Below are 20,118 nucleotides of genomic sequence, written 5' to 3'. Positions count from 1 at the left end.
CTCACAATGGGATGTTGTCATGCTTCCTCCACGGGTTCTCGAGCGCCTTGCCCCGCAGTTTGCGCAGACCCAGCGCGATGCGGCGGCGCGTGAAATGCGGCTGGATCACCTCGTCGATAAAGCCCTTGCTCGCCGCGACGAACGGATTGGCGAAACGCGCCTCGTATTCCGCGGTCTTCTCGGCGATGGCTTCCGGGTTGAGGCCTCGGAAGATGATCTCGACCGCGCCCTTCGCGCCCATCACCGCGATCTCGGCGGCCGGCCAGGCATAGTTGAGGTCGCCGCGCAGGTGCTTGGAACTCATCACGTCGTACGCGCCGCCATAGGCCTTGCGCGTGATGACGGTGATCTTGGGGACGGTCGCCTCGGCATAGGCGAACAGCAGCTTGGCGCCGTGCTTGATGATGCCGGAATGCTCCTGCCCCACCCCCGGCAGGAAGCCGGGCACGTCGACGAACGTCACGATCGGAATTTCGAACGCATCGCAGAAGCGCACGAACCGCGCCGCCTTCTTGGACGAATTGATGTCGAGACACCCCGCCAACACCATCGGCTGGTTGGCGACGATGCCGACCGTGCGCCCCTCGATCCGCCCGAAGCCGGTGAGGATGTTGCCCGCATGCGCCGGCTGCACTTCGAAGAAATCGCCCTCGTCCACGGTTTTGCGGATCAGCTCGTGCATGTCATAGGGCTGGTTGGCGGACGCCGGGATCAGCGTGTCGAGGCTGTCCTCCAGCCGGTCCCACGGGTCCGACGTGGGCCGCTCGGGCAGCGGCGACTGGTTCGACGCGGGCAGGAAATCGATGAAGTCGCGTGCGGCGAGCAGCGTCTCGATATCGTCCTCCAGCGCGAGATCGGCGACCGAGGATTTGGTGGTGTGCGTGATCGCGCCGCCAAGCGCCTCCTGCGTGACGATCTCGTTGGTGACCGTCCTCACCACGTCCGGGCCGGTCACGAACATGTAGCTCGAATCCTTCACCATGAAGATGAAGTCGGTCATCGCCGGCGAATACACCGCCCCGCCCGCGCACGGCCCCATGATGAGCGAAAGCTGCGGCACCACGCCCGACGCCAGCACGTTGCGCTGGAACACCTCGGCATAGCCGGCGAGGCTGGCCACGCCCTCCTGAATGCGCGCCCCGCCCGAATCGTTGATGCCGATGACGGGCGCGCCGACCTTCATCGCCATGTCCATGATCTTGCAGATCTTGGTGGCGTGGCGTTCCGAAAGCGATCCGCCGAACACGGTGAAATCCTGTGAGAAAACGAACACCAGCCGGCCGTTGATGGTACCCGATCCGGTGACCACGCCGTCGCCCGGCACGATCTGGTCCTGCATGCCGAAATCGGTGCAGTTATGTTCGACGTACATGTCATATTCCTCGAACGATCCCTCGTCGAGCAACACGTCGAGCCGTTCACGCGCGGTCAGCTTGCCCTTGGCATGCTGCGCGGCGATGCGCTTCTCGCCACCACCGACGCGGGCGGCTGCGCGCCTTGATTCAAGCTTCGCTTCTATCGTTCTCACAACCGCTCCGATCGCTTCGCTGCGCGACGCGTGGAGTGTAAAAAGGCTCATGGCAAATGTGGTTTTGCGAACTTGCGAAACGGCGTTTTGTGGAATATGTGGAGACATGGCACAGCGTCGCGCCCCAACATTCGCCGGATCGCGCGTACGGCTGTTCCGGCAACAGGCTCGACTGACACAGACGGAGTTAGCGTCCCGACTGGGGATCTCGATAAGCTATCTGTCGCAGATCGAGACCGATGCGCGTCCGCTCACGCCCGCGATCTCTGCGACACTCGCCTCCACCTTTCCACAGGCGTGGCGTGGGCCAGAGGGCGATGCGCATGTCCGCCTGCTCGCCGCACTAACCGAGGCCGCCGCCGACCCTCTCCTGCCCGAACCGCTGCCGTCGCTCGAAGCCCTCACGCGTGCCGTGGACCAGCAACCGGCGTTGGTGCGCCGCTTCGTCGCACTCCATGAAGCTTGGCGTCGCGCCGAAGATCGTTTGCAGCGGCTTGATGACGCGTACGACACCGGCAACCCGGTCGGCGGCCGCCTCCCATGGGACGAGGTGCGCGACTGGTTCCACGACGCCGGAAACTACATCGACGCGATCGACACCCGCGCAGAGGCGATCGGCGACGCGCTTACGGATCCCGCGGAGCGACTTCGGAAGGATCACGGCGTCGAGGTGCGTACCGCCGAGAGCGAAACCCCCGCCGCTCTGCGGTCCTTCGACCCGCAGCGGGGGTTGTTGACACTGGATCCGGCCCTCACCACCGAGAGTCGCATGTTCCAGATGACCCATCAACTCGCGCGGATGGAACTCGCCACACCCATCGCCCAGGTTGCCGAAAGTGCCGGCCTGCGCTCACCGGAGGCTGGACGCCTGCTATCGACCGGACTGGCCAACTATGCGGCTGGCGCCATTCTCATGCCGTACGAGGCTTTTCGCTCCGAAGCGCTTTCAGCGCGCCATGACATCGATCGCCTGCGCCGCCGGTTCGGGGTGAGTTTCGAGCAGGCCTGCCACCGCCTGTCCACGCTTCAACGCCCGAGCGCACGCGGCGTGCCGTTCTTCTTTTGCCGCGTCGACATGGCGGGGAACATCACCAAGCGTCACTCCGCTACGCGTCTTCAGTTCGCACGCTTCGGCGGCGCGTGCCCGTTGTGGATCGTGCACGAGGCGGTCGCGATCCCGGACCGCGTCCTCGTTCAGCTCGCTGAGATGCCGGAGGGAACGCGCTACGTCGCGATTGCCAAGGGACTGGTGAAGGAAAGCGGCAGCTACAGCCGGTCGCCGCGCAGGTTCGCGATCACACTCGGCTGCGAGGCAAACCACGCCGCCGACTTCGTCTACGCGGACTCTCTCGATCTTACCCGCATTGGCCAAGCCGCGCCGATAGGCGTGTCTTGCCGCATCTGCCCGCGCAACACATGTGAGCAGCGTGCATTTCCGCCCGCCGACCGCCCTTTACGCGTTGATCCTGACCGGCGCGACGTCGTCCCTTACCGCTTCGACTAACGTGTCGCTCCGCTAGAGCAGCCGGCGCGCAGTTGCTGGCCTGACAGTTCGGCGTTTGCCCTCGAGCACCACATGATGCCGCGCTGCGAAACCAAGCCATTGCACTTTCAATAAGCGGAGCGGCTTTAAATATGCCAGCGAGCGCTCTGCAGGCAAACCTTTCCTGGCCCAAACAAGTGATTCAACCGGAAGGTGGAGGCGAGTCCTTGACGCTAGGATTCCCTACTATCGCTCTGCACTTCGAGCTGACCAAATCGCCCGCTGGACACAGACGCGGCGGTGAACGCCTACTTTCAGCATGTAATATTGCAGGAGCGTACAGAGTGCGGTCGGGGCGAGCATGACAACTGCATTCAAGAGGAGAACGTCACATGTTCGGATAGTTTGGGCCGCCGCCGCCCTCCGGCACCACCCAATTGATGTTCTGCGTCGGGTCCTTGATGTCGCAGGTTTTGCAGTGGACGCAGTTCTGCGCGTTGATGACGAACTTCGGATCACCCTCGCTCACGCCGACGATCTCGTACACGCCGGCCGGGCAGTAGCGTTGCGCCGGCTCGTCGAACATCGGCAGATCGTATTCCACCGGGATGTTCGGGTCGCGCAGCGTGAGGTGAACGGGCTGATCCTCCTCGTGATTGGTGTTCGACAGGAACACCGACGACAGGCGATCGAACGTCAGCACGCCGTCGGGCTTCGGGTACGAGACGCGTTTGCCGCCCTTCAGCAACGCGGCGATCCCGGGATGCGCCTTCCAGCGCTGCATCTCCTGGAACGGAGACAGATACGGGTTGGTGTACGACAGCCACGTCACGAACCCGATCGCGACCTGCTCGCCCGCCTGATGGTAGATGAAGCCGCCGCCGTTCGAGCCGGGCGTCTCCTTCAGAGGCCAGCCCTGCGTGTGGATGACGCGACCGGGGACGTGTTGCTCCGCCGGGATATCCCACAATTCCTTGATGCCCAGCCCGTAAACCTGCGGCTGCGCGTCCCTGGCGAGATCGAAGGTGCGGATGATCTCCTTGGAGAGATGCCCGCGCACCCCCTCCGCAAAAAACGTATATTTCGCGTGGAGTTCGAGGCCCGGCGTATAGTCCGGCTTGTGCGTGCCGTCGCGCGCCACGCCCATGTCGCCGGTGGCGACACCCAGCACCGCGCCGCTCTCGTCGAAGAGGATTTCCGCCGCCGCGAAGCCGGGGAAGATCTCCACGCCGAGTTCCTCCGCCTGGCTCGCCAGCCAGCGGCACAGATTGCCGAGGCTACCGGTATAGGTACCGGTGTTGTGCATGAACTTTGGCGTGATGAAGTGCGGCACCGCGACCTTGCCCGCCTTGAACAGGATCCAGTGCTGGTTGTCGGTGACGGGCACCTCGGCGAGCGGACAGCCCTGCTCGCGCCACTGCGGCAGCAGTTCGTCGAGCGCCTTGGGGTCGATCGCCGCACCCGACAGGATATGCGCGCCGACTTCCGAGCCCTTCTCGAGCACGCAGACCGACAGCTCCGCACCGGCCGGCCGCGTTGGCAAGCTGTTTCAGCCGGATCGCCGCGCTGAGACCGGTGGCCCCGCGCCCACGATCACGACGTCATACGGCATCGACTCCCGCTCACGCATCATCTTAACTCCAGCGACGCCGCTTCTAGTCGTTGCCCTGGCAACGTCTGCTCGTAGACGTGCCAGTGCCCCCATTTTGCCGTCAACGCTCAACGGTATAATTTTCTATGCACTTCAATATCACGTACATGTCGCAGCAACGATTGCCCCTGAAAGGCAAACGGCTCAGCATGGAGCGGTCTTCGCAGCGTGCGCAACCCACGCCTAGGTGGCGCCTGGCCCGAAAATCACCGCAGGCGGGTTTGGAACTCCGCCAGAAAGCCGGACTATATGACGCCAGCGTAGCGAAGCTGGCGGACACGGATGCACATAGCCCGGCTCGCCTGTAATCGTCAGGCCGCGAACTGGTTCATGGTGTTGTGCGCGCCGCCCGCCTTGAGCGCCGCCTCTCCCGCAAAATACTCCTTGTGATCGTCTCCGATGTCAGAGCCGGACATGTTCTGGTGCTTAACACAGGCGATACCCTCGCGGATTTCCTTGCGCTGCACGCCAGCAACGTAGCCAAGCATTCCCTCCTCCCCGAAATAGGCCTTGGCAAGATTGTCGGTTGAGAGCGCCGCAGTGTGATAGGTCGGTAGCGTGATAAGATGGTGGAAGATGCCGGCACGCGCCGCCGCTTCCTTCTGGAAGGTGCGGATTTTCTCATCGGCTTCGATGGCGAGATCGGTCGCGTCATAATCAGCACTCATCAGCCGCCCGCGGTCGTACGCGGCGACCTCCCGACCCGACGCGGCCCAGGTGTCATAGACCTGCTGGCGAAAATTCAGCGTCCAGTTAAACGAGGGCGAGTTGTTGTAGACCAGCTTGGCATTCGGGATCACCTCACGAATGCGGTCCACCATACCGGCGATCTGCTCGATATGCGGCTTCTCCGTCTCGATCCATAGCAGGTCGGCGCCATTCTGGAGCGAGGTGATGCAGTCCAGCACGCAGCGATCCTCACCGGTGTCGCTGCGGAACTGATAGAGGTTGGACGGGAGCCGCTTTGGGCGGGTGAACTTGCCGCCCTGCACCAGCACGACATCGCCATTTGCGACCGTCTCGGCGGTCACCTCCTCGCAGTCGAGGAAGCTGTTATACCGGTCGCCGACGTCGCCGGGTTCGCGCGTGAAGGCGATCTGCTTGGTAAGACCGGCGCCGAGCGAGTCAGTGCGTGAGACAATGATCCCGTCGTCAACGCCCATTTCAAGGAAAGCGTAGCGGCAGGCACGAATTTTGGCGAGAAAGTCCTCGTGCGGCACCGTCACCTTGCCATCCTGATGGCCGCACTGTTTCTCGTCCGAAACCTGGTTCTCGATCTGGAGCGCGCAGGCGCCGGCCTCGATCATCTTCTTGGCGAGCAGATAGGTCGCCTCGGCATTGCCGAATCCTGCGTCGATGTCGGCGATGATCGGCACGACGTGCGTCTCATGATTGTCGATCGCGTGCATCAGACGCTGCGCCTCCACTGCGTTGCCGCTGTCGCGCGCGTGGTCGAGGTCGTGGAACAACAACCCAAGTTCACGCGCGTCCGCCTGCTTGAGGAAGGTGTAGAGTTCCTCGATCAGTGCGGGCACGCTGGTCTTCTCGTGCATTGACTGATCGGGCAGCGGGCCGAAATCGGAGCGCAGCGCCGCAACCATCCAGCCCGACAGGTACAGGTATTTCCGCTTGGTCGTGCCGAAATGCTTCTTGATCGCGATCAGCTTCTGCTGCCCGATGAAGCCATGCCAGCAACCGAGCGATTGCGTGTAGGCGGCTGGGTCCGCATCGTAGGCGGCCATGTCCTCGCGCATGATCTTGGCAGTGTATTTGGCGATGTCGAGGCCACTGCGGAAGCGGTTCTGCAGGCGCATCCGGACTACCGCTTCGGCGTCGATCCCGCCCCACGGTGTGCCTCGCTTGTCGATCACGTCGCTGGCGGTAAGTGCTTCGGATTGATAGTTCATGGTTTCCTCCTGTCTGCGGGACGCACGTCCCCTTCGGCGGAAAGCAGGTGCGATCCGCCGCCTAGTCTCGAAATGTCAGGCGGCCTAAGCGGCGACCACGTCCTCGGCTGGCGCGTGCTCCGCTGCCTTGTATCGTCGGCGGAAGCTGTGGAGCAGTGGTTCGGTGTAGCCGCTGGGTTGCCCCACTCCCTCAAACACGAGCGCGGTGGCCGCCTGGAAAGCGATGCTCGCTTCGAACGCGGGCGCCATCGGCTGGTAGGAGGGATCGCCCGCGTTCTGCGCGTCGACCTTGGCCGCCATGCGTCGGAACGCCGCCATGACCTCGGCCTGAGTGGTGACGCCGTGAAGCAGCCAGTTGGCGAGGTGCTGCGAGGAGATGCGCAGTGTCGCGCGATCCTCCATCAGGCCGACATCGTGAATGTCAGGCACCTTCGAACAGCCGACGCCCTGATCGATCCAGCGCACGACATAGCCGAGGATGCCCTGCGCATTGTTGTCGAGTTCCGCACGGACCTCCTCCGGTGCCCAGTTGCGTAGCCCGGCAAGCGGCACCTCCAGCAACGCGGCGAGCGGCGGCGGTGCCTCCCCGGCGATCTCGGCCTGTCGTGCGAACACGTCGACACGATGATAGTGCATCGCGTGCAGCGTCGCGGCGGTTGGGCTCGGCACCCACGCCGTGTTCGCGCCGGACAGCGGCTGCGCGATCTTCTGCTCCAGCATGTCGGCCATGCGATCGGGTGCGGCCCACATGCCTTTGCCGACCTGCGCCTTGCCCGACAGCCCGCACGCAAGCGCGATGCGAACGTTGCGGTCCTCATACGCCTTGATCCAGCCGCTGGTCTTCATCTCGGCCTTGGGGATCATCGCGCCCGCCCGCATGGACGTGTGGATCTCGTCGCCCGTGCGGTCGAGGAAGCCGGTGTTGACGAACACAATGCGGCCGCGCACCGCATGGATACAGGCGGCGAGATTAGCGGACGTGCGCCGTTCCTCGTCCATCAACCCTAGCTTGATCGTGTTGCGGGCGAGGCCGAGCAGATCCTCGACCGCGTCGAACAGGTCGTTAGTAAAGGCTGCTTCGTCAGGCCCGTGCATCTTGGGTTTAACGATGTAGATCGATCCCGACGGGCTGTTCTCGAACTTGCCCCGGCCAGCCAGATCGATCGTGCCGATCAGGCTGGTGACGATCGCGTCGAGGATGCCTTCGAACGCTTCCGATCCGTCCGCGAGCAACACCGCCGGCGTGGTCATGAGATGGCCGACGTTGCGCACGAACATCAAGGATCGGCCGGGCAACGTGATCGCCTCCCCGGTTGGCGAGAGGAAAGCGCGATCCTCGGCCAACGTGCGCGTCAGCACACGGCCACCCTTGTCGAAGCGCGCCGACAACGTGCCCGTCATCAGTCCGAACCAGTTGGCGTAGGCCGCCGCCTTGTCCTCGGCATCGACGGCTGCGATAGAATCCTCAAGATCGGCGATGGTCGTGAGCGCGCTTTCAAGAAACACGTCGGCAAGTCCTGCGAGATCATCACGGCCGATGGCGTGCGACCGATCGATCACCAGCTCGATGTGCAGCCCATTGTGGCGCAGCAGGATCGCCTCGGGTCCGGCCGGATGGCCGCGATAGCCTGCGAAGAGGCTGGCATCGGCGAGCGGCGGCGTCAATGCGCCATTGCGCACCGCGTAGGCGGTAACGGCGGCGTGACTGCCCTCGGCGAGTGGCACCGCGTCGTCGAGGAAGGCCTTGGCCCGCGCCACCACTGCGGCCCCGCGCTTCGCGTCGTAACCGACGCCAGCCGGTGCCCCATCCACCGCATCGGTGCCGTACAGCGCATCATACAAGCTACCCCAACGCGCATTGGCAGCGTTGAGCAGGAAGCGCGCGTTGAGGACCGGCACCACCAGCTGCGGTCCGGCGGTTGTGGCGATCTCCGCATCGACGTTGCGTGGAGAGATCGCGAACGTGTCTGGCTCGGGCACGAGATAGCCAATCCGGCGCAGCATCGCCGCGTACTCGGACGCCTCGCCCAAACCGCCGCGTGCGCCGTGCCAGCTGTCGATCTCCGCCTGAAGCGCGTCGCGCTTGGCCAGCAATTGGCGATTGCGGTCGGTGAAACGCGCGAAGATCGCCGACACGCCTCCCCAGAAGGACGCCGGATCGACCGGCGCAGCGGGGATCACCACGTCATCGAGGAACGCGGCAAGACTGCGCCCTATGCAAAGATCGCCGCGTTTTATCATCGTGTCTTGCACTTTAGCGGCTCGACGCCATGCGGCCGAGCCGATGGTACAGATTTGCATATTTAACCGTGTCCGGAGCGTTCTCGTCCTGCAAGTATTTCGCGACAGCATTGCGGATGAGCGTGAAATCCTCGCTTGAGAAAATGGCGCGGGCGGGCTGCGGTTCGTTGGTCTTCGTCGACATGCTCATCTCCGGCTGCAAAGCGTGCGGAAGCGCATATGGTCATGATCAAGCGACCTCCGCAACGCGATCAGAGTCGCCGTGTCATGATTTACATTGCTGATGTTGTAAAACTATGACAGCGTTACATGTATGTTGAAAGACCGGAAGCTGTACCTCGGCCCGAAACTTCGCGTACTGCGCCGGGAGCTTGGCATCAGCCAGACCCAGATGGCGCAGGAACTCGGCATCAGCCCGAGCTACCTCAATCATCTCGAACGCAACCAGCGTCCGCTATCCGCGCAGATGCTGTTGCGCTTCGCCGACACCTACGACATCGATGTTCGCGAATTCGTCGCCAGTGCCTCACGCGAAGCCACCAGCGATCTGCGAGAGCTCCTCTCCGATCCCCTTGTCCGCGACATCGGCATCCCGCGCGACGAGGTGAACGATCTTGCGGAGAACTATCCAAGCGTGGTCGAGGCGATGAACCGCATCTATCACGCGCTGCTCGATTTGCGGCGCTTGCCAGACGCCATCGATCGCCTGAACGGAGCCATCAACACCGGCCGCGCGCTCGACTGGCTCCGCGACTACGTGCAGCAGAGCCATAACCACTTTCCTGAGATCGAAGCTGCTGCGGAGCAACTCGCGGTCGACCTCCCGGAAGATCCTGCCGAGAGGTTCGTGTCTCTACGTCATCGGCTTGACCGGGATCACCGTGTCTCGGTACGCGTGTCGAGCGAGCAGGTGATGGGTGGAGCATTGCGCTTCTATGATCTGCACCGTCGTCGCCTGTTGATCTCGGAACGTCTGCCCGCGTCGGGCCGGCTGTTCGCCGTTGCCTATCAGGTTGCGATGCTCGCGCTAGACGCGCCGATTGACGGGTTGCTCGCCCGTGCTGCGCCCCCCACGGAGGCGACATCGATATTCAAGACATCACTCACCAACTACGCAGCCGCCGCAATCCTGATGCCGTACGAGCGCTTCTTCGCCTCCGCGACGGCGACGCGCCATGATCTCGCACTTCTCGAAAGCCGTTTCGGCACGTCCTACGAACAGATCGCGCACCGGCTGACCACGCTGTCCCGGAGTGGCGCCCGCGGCCTGCCGTTCTTCATGCTGAAGGTAGATCTTGCTGGAACCGTATCCAAACGTTACGCTGACGACGGAATACCGCTCGCCCGGTTCGGTGGCGCCTGCCCGCGCTGGAACGTCTATCGAGCATTTCAGAGCCCGGGCCGGACGCTTGCGGAAATCGTCGAGATGCCGGACGGCGCGCGCTACGTCACCATGTGCCGCGCCCTCCCCGGCGTCGAATACCGTCCAGGCGCCCGCAGCGCGCAGGCAGTCGTGATCGGGTGCGACGTAAAGCACGCCGGCCACGTGGCTGCCGCCGATGAGCTTTCGGCCGATCGCGCAAATCCGATCGGGCCGGCCTGCCATACCTGCGAGCGGGTCGGATGCCCCGATCGCGCGTTGCCGCCGGTCACTCGATCGCTGACGGTCACGCCCTATCAAAAGATGGCTACCCCCTACCCGTTCAAGCAGGTGTGATCTGATAAGGAGGAGATTCGCGCGTACCGATCCAATTTGCGCGACAGAGGCGCTTTGCACCCGTTTACCAGGTCTCTAGCGCATCGCGGCTTCGAACGACCAGATTTGATAGTTGCGTCGTTGTCGCCATATTGACGGGTTGCAAGGCCTTGCCAGAGCCAGTTCGTTGATAAATCGCCGACGATCGTGCTGCGCCGCGCGACCCCGCCTATTGCTCGACTCGCATCCCTTTAAGAAAGTTGATCATGGACGAGAAATCCTTCCCACCCGCGCCCGTGTTGACGAGCGCCTGATACAACGCACCAGCTGCCGCTCCCATTGGCACGCTGGCGCTGACACCCTGCGCCGCCTCGACTGCAAGCTTCAGATCCTTGAGCATGAGAGCGTTGGCGAAGCCGCCTTCGAATTCACGGTCCGCCGGCGTTACTGGCCCCACTCCCACCACCGGGCAGTAACTTGTCAACTACCAGCTTTGACCCGACGCTTTGGACGAGATGTCAAAGGACGTTTGAAGATCAAGGCCGAGCTTCTCCGCGAAGGCGAACGCTTCGCAGGTCGCGACCATCGTCGCGCCGAGGAGCATGTTGTTGACGATCTTCGCGCCCTGCCTCGCCCCTGCCGTCCCGGCGTGGATCACGGTCCTGCCCATCGCCTGCAGGATCGGCTCGGCGCGCGCAAAAGCAGCTTCCTCACCGCCCGCCATGAAGGTAAGCGTTCCGGCGATGGCGGCCGCAATGCCACCCGACACGGGCGCATCGATCATCGGCAGATCGCGTTCTGCAGCCTGCGCTATGACTGCACGCGCAGAAATGACATCGGTCGTCGAGCAGTCGATCAACAACGTACCGGCCGCGACAGCGTCGAACACCTGCTCGCCGTACACAGTGCGGACGTTTATGCCCGCCGGCAACATCGTGATGACGATCTCGGCCTTCGCAGCCGCCTCCGCAGCCGAGCTGGCCCTGGTGCAGCCCACCGCCTCAGCCCGCGCCACCGCTTGCTCCGACAGATCGAGCGCAACCACCATGTGCCCGGCCTTGGCCAGAGTGGCTTCCCGATGATCTAGTCGGCTGGCAACCGCTCTAGATCCGCAGATCGGGTCGGGACGCCCAGTGGGCGGGATTTGCCTACGGAGCAGACCACCTCTCGACGCGCGGAAGCAACGACGCTATCCTCAAAGTGCGTTGCGGGGCGGGCTCGCAGCGGTGTGCTGGTACAGCGGAAGATCAGCGAGCGGGTACAGCGACCTTGTTGCGCTAGACTCGAAATTGGCGGATTTCCGCAGGTCTCTGAAGTTGGCGATTTCTCCCGTAGGGGTCACCAGCACCCGCCAAAATAGCGGATTTGCGCGGTTTGGGCGGTCTTCATGGACGCTTTACCCATCCTTGTGTACAAAGGATGCGTACAAAGTGATCCGTATGGCCACTCCTTTCAAAGATCCTCGCACCGGCATTTTCTACTTCCGACGGGTCGTCCCCGCCGCACTGCGACCGTTCTTCGATGGCGCGTCGAGCGAGTATAAGCGCACCCTCGATACCCGCGATCCCGACGAAGCCCGTCAGCGCTACCACCCGCATGCCGTGATCTATGAGCAGAAGCTTGCCGCGGCTCGTCGCGCCTTGGCCAGCCGCCAACTCCGCTCGGCACGTGTGATGGTTGACGATTTTCTCGACGGACAATCGAATGAGCAACTTCGCAGCGTGGCGCAGAAGCTCGCCGCTCTCGAGCTTGGGGCATTCGAATATGCCAACGGCCTGATCGACGATGCGCCCGGTGCCCGCTACGACTTCGGCGTGCCGCCGGGCCTTGATGATCTTCGGGACCATGCAAGCCGAACCGCCATGCTGAATGCGGTGCCCGACTTCATGCCCCTGCCCTGGCTGGAGACGCTACAGCGGGTTGCCACCCTCCCCACCCTCGATCCGATCGCGTGGTTTATCGCAGCGGTGGCCTCCGCGAATACCCTCAGCTGGCCGCTGGCGCCCGAACTCTATGAGGCAATTGGTCGCGCTTACCTCGACAGGCTCTGCGCCGCCTGCGCCCTCTGCATCGATCCCGCACGGAGCCGTATCCTACCACCCTCGGTCCTTGTGACGGGCTCTGGAGCAATATTCCCCGCGCTCTCCCCACCTTCGAACGAACCACAGCTGCCGACACCGCAAGCCAAGACGGTGCCGACCATCACCCAGGTCTATGAAGCGTGGGCAAAGTTCGAGCCGCGCGAGGCAAAGCTCGTTGACGAATGGCGAACCGCCGTGAATCGCTTCGCCCAGCTTCATGACGACCCGCCAGTCGATCAGATCACGGCATCGATGGTTCGCGCCTAACGCCGCACCTGTGCCGGACTTCCAAGCCGCGCAAAGAATGAAGTTGCCGCCCTGCCCCTGCTGGAACAGGTCGCACTTGCGGAAGCCGAGGGAATGCCCACGCTATCGCCCGCGACGGTCAACAAGGCCTTGTCGGCCATAAGGGTGACTCTCGAACACGCAATTGAGGAACTGGAGGTCATCGACGGCAACGTCGCCAAGACCGTGAAGTCCATGCCCAAGAAGTCAGTGGAGGACGCCCGCCTCCCCTTCGAGCCGGAGGATATGACCAGGATTTTCACCGCGCCCCTGCCTGAACGCCGCGGGGTGGCGCCCCGAACGCTGTTCTGGATACTGATACTCGCGCCATTCACCGGTTGCCGGCTCGACGAACTGGGTAAACTGCGGCCGGGGAACATCAAAACCGACGATGGCATCCCGTACATTGCCATCGAACCCGATCGTCTGCGCGTCCGCCAGGAGCAAGAGGGCCCGGCGAAGCGGATGAAGACCGCGAGCGCCAAGCGGGACATCCCGTTGCATTCGACGCTGCTCGAAGCGGGCTTCCTCGATATGGTGAGCGCGCGCCGCGCGGAGGGCGCGGAATGGCTGTTTCCCGAACTCGAAGCCAATGCCTATGGCAGCCGGACACAGCGCCTGTCGCGGATGCTAAACGATTTCCTTGATGCAATCGGCCTGTCGGATCCGGAGCTGGTGTTCTACTCGTTTCGCCACACCGGGAAGCGCGCCGTGCGCGGCAAGGTTTTAAGGGAAATCGTCGATTTGCTCTTCGGCCATGCAGATGGATCCGTCAGCACGCTGTATGGGCGCGGCGCCGCAATGACGGTACTCCGCGACGCCGTAGAGAAAATTCAATACCCTTCGGTCGATTGGCAACCCGTGATCGCAACGGGCCGAACAATGACATAGGGACCAGCGCGACCCGTCAAACTTCACGCTGCTGCTATGATATGCATCCTGCCGCAATGGACGATGATGAGCGGCGGCTACCGACCAAAGCCGGTCGTTCAAATCAGCGATCAGGAACGTCTGCTACTGACAGAAGCTGTCGATGGATCGTTCCGAGGCGGACCATCGGGAAGGCGCCCCTTAATCTGTCGTTACAGCCGAAGCGGCCGGATTGTGAAAGTCGCCCTTCGTTTTTTTAGCGACAGCAACCCGTCGACGCGACCGACATTGGGGACGTTGCCGGTCATTTCAATCGTCGGTATTGCCGCTGCGCGATGGATGTTAGGAACAGCACAGGCCGGTCGCCGACCGGCGCAACGGAGGGCGCACCATGGCGGAACTCAAGATATACGCCAAGCCCTCCAACCTTTATCGATACCGACCGCTCGGAGTGAAGGCCGTACGCGAGCTTAAGGCGCTGACGGACGGGGTGATCTATTGTCCGGCCTATTCGGCAATGAACGATCCGATGGAAGGCCTGCACCGCCTTTCGGCGCGGTTCGCGGAAAACCCCAGCAGCGAGAAAAGCCGCGATCGGGTTCAGGCGGCGATGGAGGCAATGGGTATCGCTTCAATGTCGGAGGTCTATGACCATGAGCCGATGTGGGCCCACTATGCTGATCAATTCGCAGGCATGTGCGTCCAGTACAATCTTGCGCGTCTTATCAAGGGGCTTGACCGGGATATCGCCATCACACGGATGATGTATTCGGAGCTTGAGCCGGTGCTGCTCAAGGGTAAGAGCACATCGATTGACCGAGCGCGCCTGTGCCTGTCGAGCAAGACCGTACGCTGGGCAAGCGAACGCGAATGGCGGCTGTTCAAGGTCGATCAGGGAAGCGCTGGCTACGGCTCGGAAAAGGCTGTGACGAAAATTTTTCTTGGGTCCCGAATTACACCTGAGGACGAAGCGCTTACCCGGGCGGCAGGCGAGGCGATCGGCGTCCCCGTGGCGAAAATGGAAATCGACGCCTATTCTATTACCTTCAAGGAATCGCCCCGGTCCAACCTGCACAAGCGATTGGTACGAAAGGCGTCTTCGTGAAGCTGATGGAATTTAACCTCGACCGATACGAAAAACGCGTGATCGTGTCGCCTGGGCTCTGCATCTATTGCGTTCGGGTGCTCCCGCCCGATGAGCTGACTGATGAGCATGTCATCCCTTATGCGCTTGGTCACAACACGCTCGTGTTCCATAAGTCTTCCTGCAAGACGTGTGCGGCTATCATTCAACGATACGAGCAGGAGGTCCTCAAGAAGCAATTGGGGACGTTTAGGCTGCAGGTGGATGCGCCCAGCCGCACGAAAGCAAAGGACCGTCCCACCAGTGTAGAGCTTCCCTTTGCAGAGGTCGACGATCAGGGCGTGTTCCTGCGTGATCTCGGGACACGCAGCTTTCGGCTCGGGGACGCGCCGCTCGCGCTGAGCCTGTGGCAGCTTCCTGAGCCCCGGCTGTTCAGCGACGATGCCGACGACGGTGGCGATAACGGGCGTCCGTGGAGCTATGTCGAGATGCCGGCAGCAAGCCGAATCATTGACGAGGTTCGCGACGAAACCGGCGCACGCCACGTCGCGATGAAGATCGGCGAGGTGAACAGGAGCCATTTCCTTCGTTTCCTCGCCAAGACGGCGCATGCCTTCGCGGTGGCCGAGTTAGGGATCGACGGGTTCAACCCATGCCTGACCGACATCATTCTCGATCGCGAAGACGAAATGTCGGATTATGTTGGCGGCACTTTCCCCAGCACCGACGGGCCAATCCCGCCGGAGATCACCACTATTCTCGCTATCGGCGGCGTTGGTGACCTAGTTGCGGTCCGTATCCAATTCTATCACGTGCTCGGGTCGCCGGCCTATGCGGTGGTCGTCGGTCGGGAAAACGAAAACACCGCAGCACGCATCGCCGACATGATCGAGCGGTACGATTAAGCACCAATCGCCGCTTCGCAAAAGATTCCCGTCCAATGGGTCCCGCCTTTCCGATAAAGTAACAGCCGGATAACTTCGTTGCGCACGCTGGCCGGGCAAACCTCGGGCGTTGGCTCCCGACCAGCTCAAGACATTCAGCGTCATTGATGTCAGCGGCGGCACTTGCTGAATCCCGCCATTCGCGCAAACCAGTTGGTTGACCTTCCGCCTCAGTATCGATCTTTTAAGAGGGCCAGTCGCCTGTCCTAAGAGCTGTCATCCATTCATTTGAAGGCGATCTACATGATGGATAAGAACCGGTATGGCCGGTTGGAGCGGTGCCTCAAAGAAACCGAACATTCGTTGGGTTACGCCGAAACGGCAGCGACGCGCGGTAATGTCGGTTGTTCGCTCGCACCGATGTCCGACCTCACTCAAAGAGGATGGACGGCACTCGGTTCTGGGCCGTAATGGCTAGATGCAGTTCATCCCGAACGGACCCTCGATCCCCGACGAGTTGCTCGTTGCCCGTGATGCGGGCGACGTCATCTTCTTCTGTGGCGCGGGCGTTTCCCAGCACGAAGCGGATCTACCCAACTTCGAACGCCTCGGCCGCAACGTCATCGATATTCTTGGCGCTGCCCTCGACGCTCCGGCCCGATTGCTTCTCACTAAAGCGCTGGAGATGGGCCGGATGGCCGGCGTCGGCGGGCTCCTCGCGACCGATCGTGTCTTCGGCCTCCTTGAGCGTGACTTCGAAGTTGCCGATGTGCGCGCTGCAGTTGCCGAAGCCATCACACCCAAGGCGGGTGCAGGCCTTGGAGCCCACCGCACGCTCTTGACCCTCGCGACGTCGCGGGCCGGCGTCACCCGACTGGTCACCACCAATTTCGATCTGCTCTTCGAAGCCTGCGACCCGAGCCTTGCCTGCTCGGGGCCGCCGCGCCTGCCTGACCCGCGCAGCGACCAGGACTTTCGCGGGATCGTCCATCTCCATGGCCGCGTCGACCCGCACTATCGCCGGCCGGCCGACGAGGAATTCGTCGTCTCCAGCGCCGATTTCGGGCGGGCTTATCTGTCAGACGGCTGGGCTACCCGCTTCATCCAGTCGCTACTCGCGCGTTTTCAGATTGTTTTCGTCGGCTACACCGCCGAAGATCCGCCGGTCCAATATCTGTTGGAAGCGCTCAACCTTCAGCCCGGCACGCGTAAACGGCTCTACGCCTTCCAAGACGGCGAGAGCGAAGCCGCCAAGGCTCTTTGGGAACATAAGGGCGTTCAGGCAATCCCCTTCGACAGCAGCAACGGCTTCGGGCCGCTCTGGGATACGCTCGCGGCTTGGGCAAACCGCGCCAGCGATATCGAGCGCTGGTATGACGGCCTGCTCGCCAAGGCGCAGATTGGGCCGATGGCGCTCGATCCGCATACCCGCGCGCAGATCGGCGAGATTATGTCGACCAGCGAGGGCGCGCGGCGGTTTGCGACCGCCGAAATGCCACTCGATGCGCGCTGGCTTCTCGCGTTCGACCCGGCGCACCGCTTCGCGAGCCCGGACCATATCGAGCCGCACCTCGACGAAACGCCCATGTTCGATCCGTTCAGCGCCCTTGGCCTTGCAACCGATCCCGTGCCAGATCCGGATGCCGACGGCGATCATATGCGCCATCGCAACGCGCCGAACGACGCGCTCGACGTCTTTGCCGTCAGCCGCAGTGATGTGAGCGGCACGGCGGAAGGAAAGTTCGCCGGCCTGCGCGGAAGCGCTGCCCTCGAAATGGCCTCGCTGCCGCCGCGCCTCAACAGTCTAGGCATTTGGCTGCAACGGATCGCGCATCAGCCCATCGCGCTCTGGTGGGCTGGGCACCAGGGGGCGCTCCATCCCGACGTTGTGCGCAGCACTGAATCCTGGCTCCGGCAGGATCCGAACCGGTTCCCCGAACCCATCCGCCAGCAATGGCGGTGGTTCTTCGCTGCCCGGGCAGATGTGCGGCCCGAACCAGATCGGATTCGCTACGAACTCGAGGCGCGGAGCCAGCGCGAGGGATGGTCGCCATCCTTGGTCCGTACCTATGTCGATCTCTTCAAGCCTCAGCTCACCGTGTCCAAGGCTTATGGCGTGCGTCATCCGCTCTTCTGGGAGGAACCGCCTGAGAAGCTCGTGCATGTCGATGTCGAGTATCCGCGTCCACACGATCCGTTGGAGGTGCCCGGCGAGCATCTGGCTTATGCGATCTCGATTCTGCGCGGGCATCTCGAATTGGCGATATCGCTGGAGCAGGAGCTGACCGGCGACGACTATCTGCATTTCGAGCATACCCGGCCGGACGATGGCGGCGCGGCGCTCGGAATTAGCGAATATGGCATTCGCGGTCCCATCGCGATGTTTATCGGATGGATGGCGCGCCTGCAGGCGCTCGACCCGGCGGCGGCGCGAGCCGAGTTCCAGCGCTGGTCGACCGATGACCGCTATGTCTTCGCCCGTTTGCGGATCTGGGCGGCGGCCAATCGGATCATCGATCCGGACGAGGGTGCATCGTCCATGCTGTCCCTATCGGACGAGCTGTTCTGGTCGACCCATCACCAGCGCGATCTTCTGTACGCGATCCGTGACCTCTGGCCTGATCTGTCCGCAGCGTCGCGCACGATCATCGAACAGCGGCTGCTCACCACGACCTATCCCTGGAGCGGCGAGATCCGTAGTGAGCCGAGCCGGGCGGAAGCCCATTATCGGCTGAGCCGGCTCCACTGGCTCGTCTCCCAGGGGGTGACATTCGGCTTCGACGTTGATGCAGAACAGGCCAAGCTGCGGGCGCTCGATCCTGAGTGGACGCCGGTCGTCGGTGATCACACCGCGGACTCACATGCGCCCGAAGTCTATTCGATCGAAACCGACACCACGCCGGACGCCATCCTCGAGACCCCGATCCCCGATATTCTCGCCGCCGCCAGAGAAGCGGGAGGCCGGGCTGATTTCTTCTCCCATATCGAGCGGGATCCGTTTCGTGGTCTGGCCGACGCGCGGCCGCTCCGCGCACTCGCGGCTTTGACCCACGTCGCGCGCTCGGGGGAGGCGCCGCCGCGCGCGTGGTCGGCATTCCTTAACGCAGAAACGCGCCTGAAGGACTCAGTGCGGATGGTCGCGCTGATCGCCGGTCGTTTGCGCCTGCTGCCGCCGTCATCGCTGCTCGGCATCGCGTCTCCGTTGTCGGACTGGATGGAGCGGATCAAGCACCGGCTGTACGGCGATGCTGCGGCGATACTGCCCGAGCTTTGGGACCGCATTGTCGAGGCTCTGGCGATCGCCAGCGACACCCGCCCGCATCGCCCCGATCAAAGCTGGGCCGACGATGCGCTCAACGCGCCGGTCGGTCGGCTCGCGCAGCTGCTGCTCGCCGACCCGATGAGGGACAGCCGTGTAGTCGGAGGCGGCTTCCCGGAGGAATGGACCAGGCGGGCGGACCAACTGCTGAACCTGCCGGGCGATCGCCGCCGCCACGCGCTGGTCATGCTCGGCACAAGGTACGATTGGTTCTTCAACGTCGATCCAGGATGGACCGAATACGCGATCCTGCCCGCGATCTGCGGCAACGGTGCGGATGCCGACGCGGTCTGGGACGGCATCTACTGGACGGCGCGGACGCCGACGCGCGCCGCGTTCGCTCTGATCAAGCCTGGCCTGATCGCACAGGCCCGGCAAGGAGGGGCGCGGCGCAAGAGCAATGATGTTATCTCCGGCATGCTGCTCGGCGGCTGGGGTGGCGAAGCCGATGCCGCCGAACCCGAGCGGATGTTGACCGATATCGAGCTGCGCGAAGTGCTGATCCACGCCGATGACGAGCTGCGCGGCCAATTTCTTTGGCACCTCGGTCACTGGTCGAACAACGTACAGACCCGTTGGCCTGAGCGGCTCGTGCCGTTCCTACGTACCGTCTGGCCGAAGCAGCGGGCGCTCCGAAACCCAAGTGTGTCCTCGCGTCTGGTTGATCTGGCCCTGGGCAGCGGCGACCAGATGCCTGCCGTGGTCGAAGTGATTCTGCCGCGGCTTGTGCCCACACGATCGACGTCGATGCACATGATGTTGTTCACCGGCGATGGCTCGCCGCATCCCGCCTATCGCTATCCCGCAGCACTGCTCGACCTCCTCTGGGCCGTGCTTGGCGATGACGTGCAACAATGGCCCTACAAGATCGAGGAGGCGCTCGACCGATTGGGCGAAGATCCGGTGGTCGGATCAGACCCACGCCTTGCCGAGCTCAGGCGACGGCTTCAGCGATGATTGTCTGTATGCGCTACCGGTAAGGGAAAGTGCTGCCCTGAGGACTAGCCCTGGGTCTCGTCCTACGCCGCGCCGCGCAAACAAGCGCCGAATGTCGGCTTCTGACACGAGCTGACGCTCAACCTACGCCAT

Annotated in this window: 11 protein-coding genes and 2 pseudogenes; 7 read left to right on the top strand and 6 right to left on the bottom strand. The window is 63.0% G+C overall.

Annotation, left to right across the window (positions count from 1 at the left end; translation table 11 throughout):
- Position 1: 1 nt before the first annotated feature.
- Positions 2–1,528 carry an acyl-CoA carboxylase subunit beta gene (locus L8F97_RS20570; protein WP_242154347.1) on the bottom strand — a complete coding sequence of 509 codons (1,527 nt, stop codon included), beginning with the start codon at positions 1,526–1,528 and terminating at the stop codon, positions 2–4.
- 106 nt (positions 1,529–1,634) lie between these two features.
- Here L8F97_RS20570 and L8F97_RS20565 point away from each other — a divergent pair, with 106 nt between their 5' ends.
- On the top strand, positions 1,635–3,032 hold the full coding sequence (locus L8F97_RS20565) for a short-chain fatty acyl-CoA regulator family protein (protein ID WP_242154362.1): 1,398 nt from the start codon (positions 1,635–1,637) through the stop codon (positions 3,030–3,032).
- Between the two features lie 367 nt (positions 3,033–3,399).
- Here L8F97_RS20565 and L8F97_RS20560 read toward each other — a convergent pair.
- The 4 genes and pseudogenes from L8F97_RS20560 to L8F97_RS20545 form a co-directional block, all read right to left on the bottom strand.
- A pseudogene (locus tag L8F97_RS20560) lies at positions 3,400–4,641 on the bottom strand (electron transfer flavoprotein-ubiquinone oxidoreductase).
- Positions 4,642–4,973: 332 nt separating this feature from the next.
- A complete protein-coding gene (locus L8F97_RS20555) occupies positions 4,974–6,569 on the bottom strand; it encodes an isocitrate lyase (RefSeq protein WP_242154345.1) in 1,596 nt (531 codons plus the stop codon).
- Positions 6,570–6,653: 84 nt separating this feature from the next.
- On the bottom strand, positions 6,654–8,810 hold the full coding sequence (locus tag L8F97_RS20550) for a malate synthase G (protein WP_242154343.1): 2,157 nt from the start codon (positions 8,808–8,810) through the stop codon (positions 6,654–6,656).
- Between the two features lie 13 nt (positions 8,811–8,823).
- Entirely contained in the window at positions 8,824–8,994 is a 171-nt protein-coding gene (locus L8F97_RS20545) for a hypothetical protein (protein WP_242154341.1), read from the bottom strand.
- Between the two features lie 129 nt (positions 8,995–9,123).
- Between L8F97_RS20545 and L8F97_RS20540 the strand changes: the two genes are divergently transcribed.
- Positions 9,124–10,527 (top strand): short-chain fatty acyl-CoA regulator family protein, encoded by a 1,404-nt coding sequence (locus L8F97_RS20540; RefSeq protein ID WP_242154339.1) that lies wholly within the window; start codon positions 9,124–9,126, stop codon positions 10,525–10,527.
- A gap of 208 nt (positions 10,528–10,735) precedes the next feature.
- Here the strand turns inward: L8F97_RS20540 and mmsB are convergent.
- Positions 10,736–11,623, bottom strand: a pseudogene (gene mmsB, locus L8F97_RS20535) (3-hydroxyisobutyrate dehydrogenase).
- Between the two features lie 322 nt (positions 11,624–11,945).
- Between mmsB and L8F97_RS20530 the strand changes: the two are divergent.
- From L8F97_RS20530 to L8F97_RS20510, 5 genes are all read left to right on the top strand, one after another.
- Entirely contained in the window at positions 11,946–12,854 is a 909-nt protein-coding gene (locus L8F97_RS20530) for a DUF6538 domain-containing protein (protein WP_313932075.1), read from the top strand.
- 93 nt (positions 12,855–12,947) lie between these two features.
- The gene (locus L8F97_RS20525) at positions 12,948–13,763 is read left to right on the top strand and encodes a site-specific integrase (RefSeq protein ID WP_242154336.1); all 816 of its coding nucleotides are present in this window, start codon (positions 12,948–12,950) and stop codon (positions 13,761–13,763) included.
- A gap of 370 nt (positions 13,764–14,133) precedes the next feature.
- Positions 14,134–14,847 carry a DUF2971 domain-containing protein gene (locus tag L8F97_RS20520; protein ID WP_242154334.1) on the top strand — a complete coding sequence of 238 codons (714 nt, stop codon included), beginning with the start codon at positions 14,134–14,136 and terminating at the stop codon, positions 14,845–14,847.
- Positions 14,844–15,731, top strand: coding sequence for a hypothetical protein (locus L8F97_RS20515; RefSeq protein WP_409929073.1), 888 nt, complete (start codon positions 14,844–14,846; stop codon positions 15,729–15,731). Before L8F97_RS20520 ends, L8F97_RS20515 begins: the two co-directional genes overlap by 4 nt.
- A 457-nt stretch (positions 15,732–16,188) precedes the next feature.
- The gene (locus L8F97_RS20510; protein ID WP_242154333.1) at positions 16,189–19,986 is read left to right on the top strand and encodes an SIR2 family protein; all 3,798 of its coding nucleotides are present in this window, start codon (positions 16,189–16,191) and stop codon (positions 19,984–19,986) included.
- Positions 19,987–20,118: the final 132 nt, after the last annotated feature.

The organism is Sphingomonas sp. BAUL-RG-20F-R05-02, from assembly GCF_022662305.1.
In the GTDB taxonomy this organism is placed as follows: domain Bacteria; phylum Pseudomonadota; class Alphaproteobacteria; order Sphingomonadales; family Sphingomonadaceae; genus Sphingomonas.
This window is presented reverse-complemented; position numbering and strand designations above follow the sequence as displayed.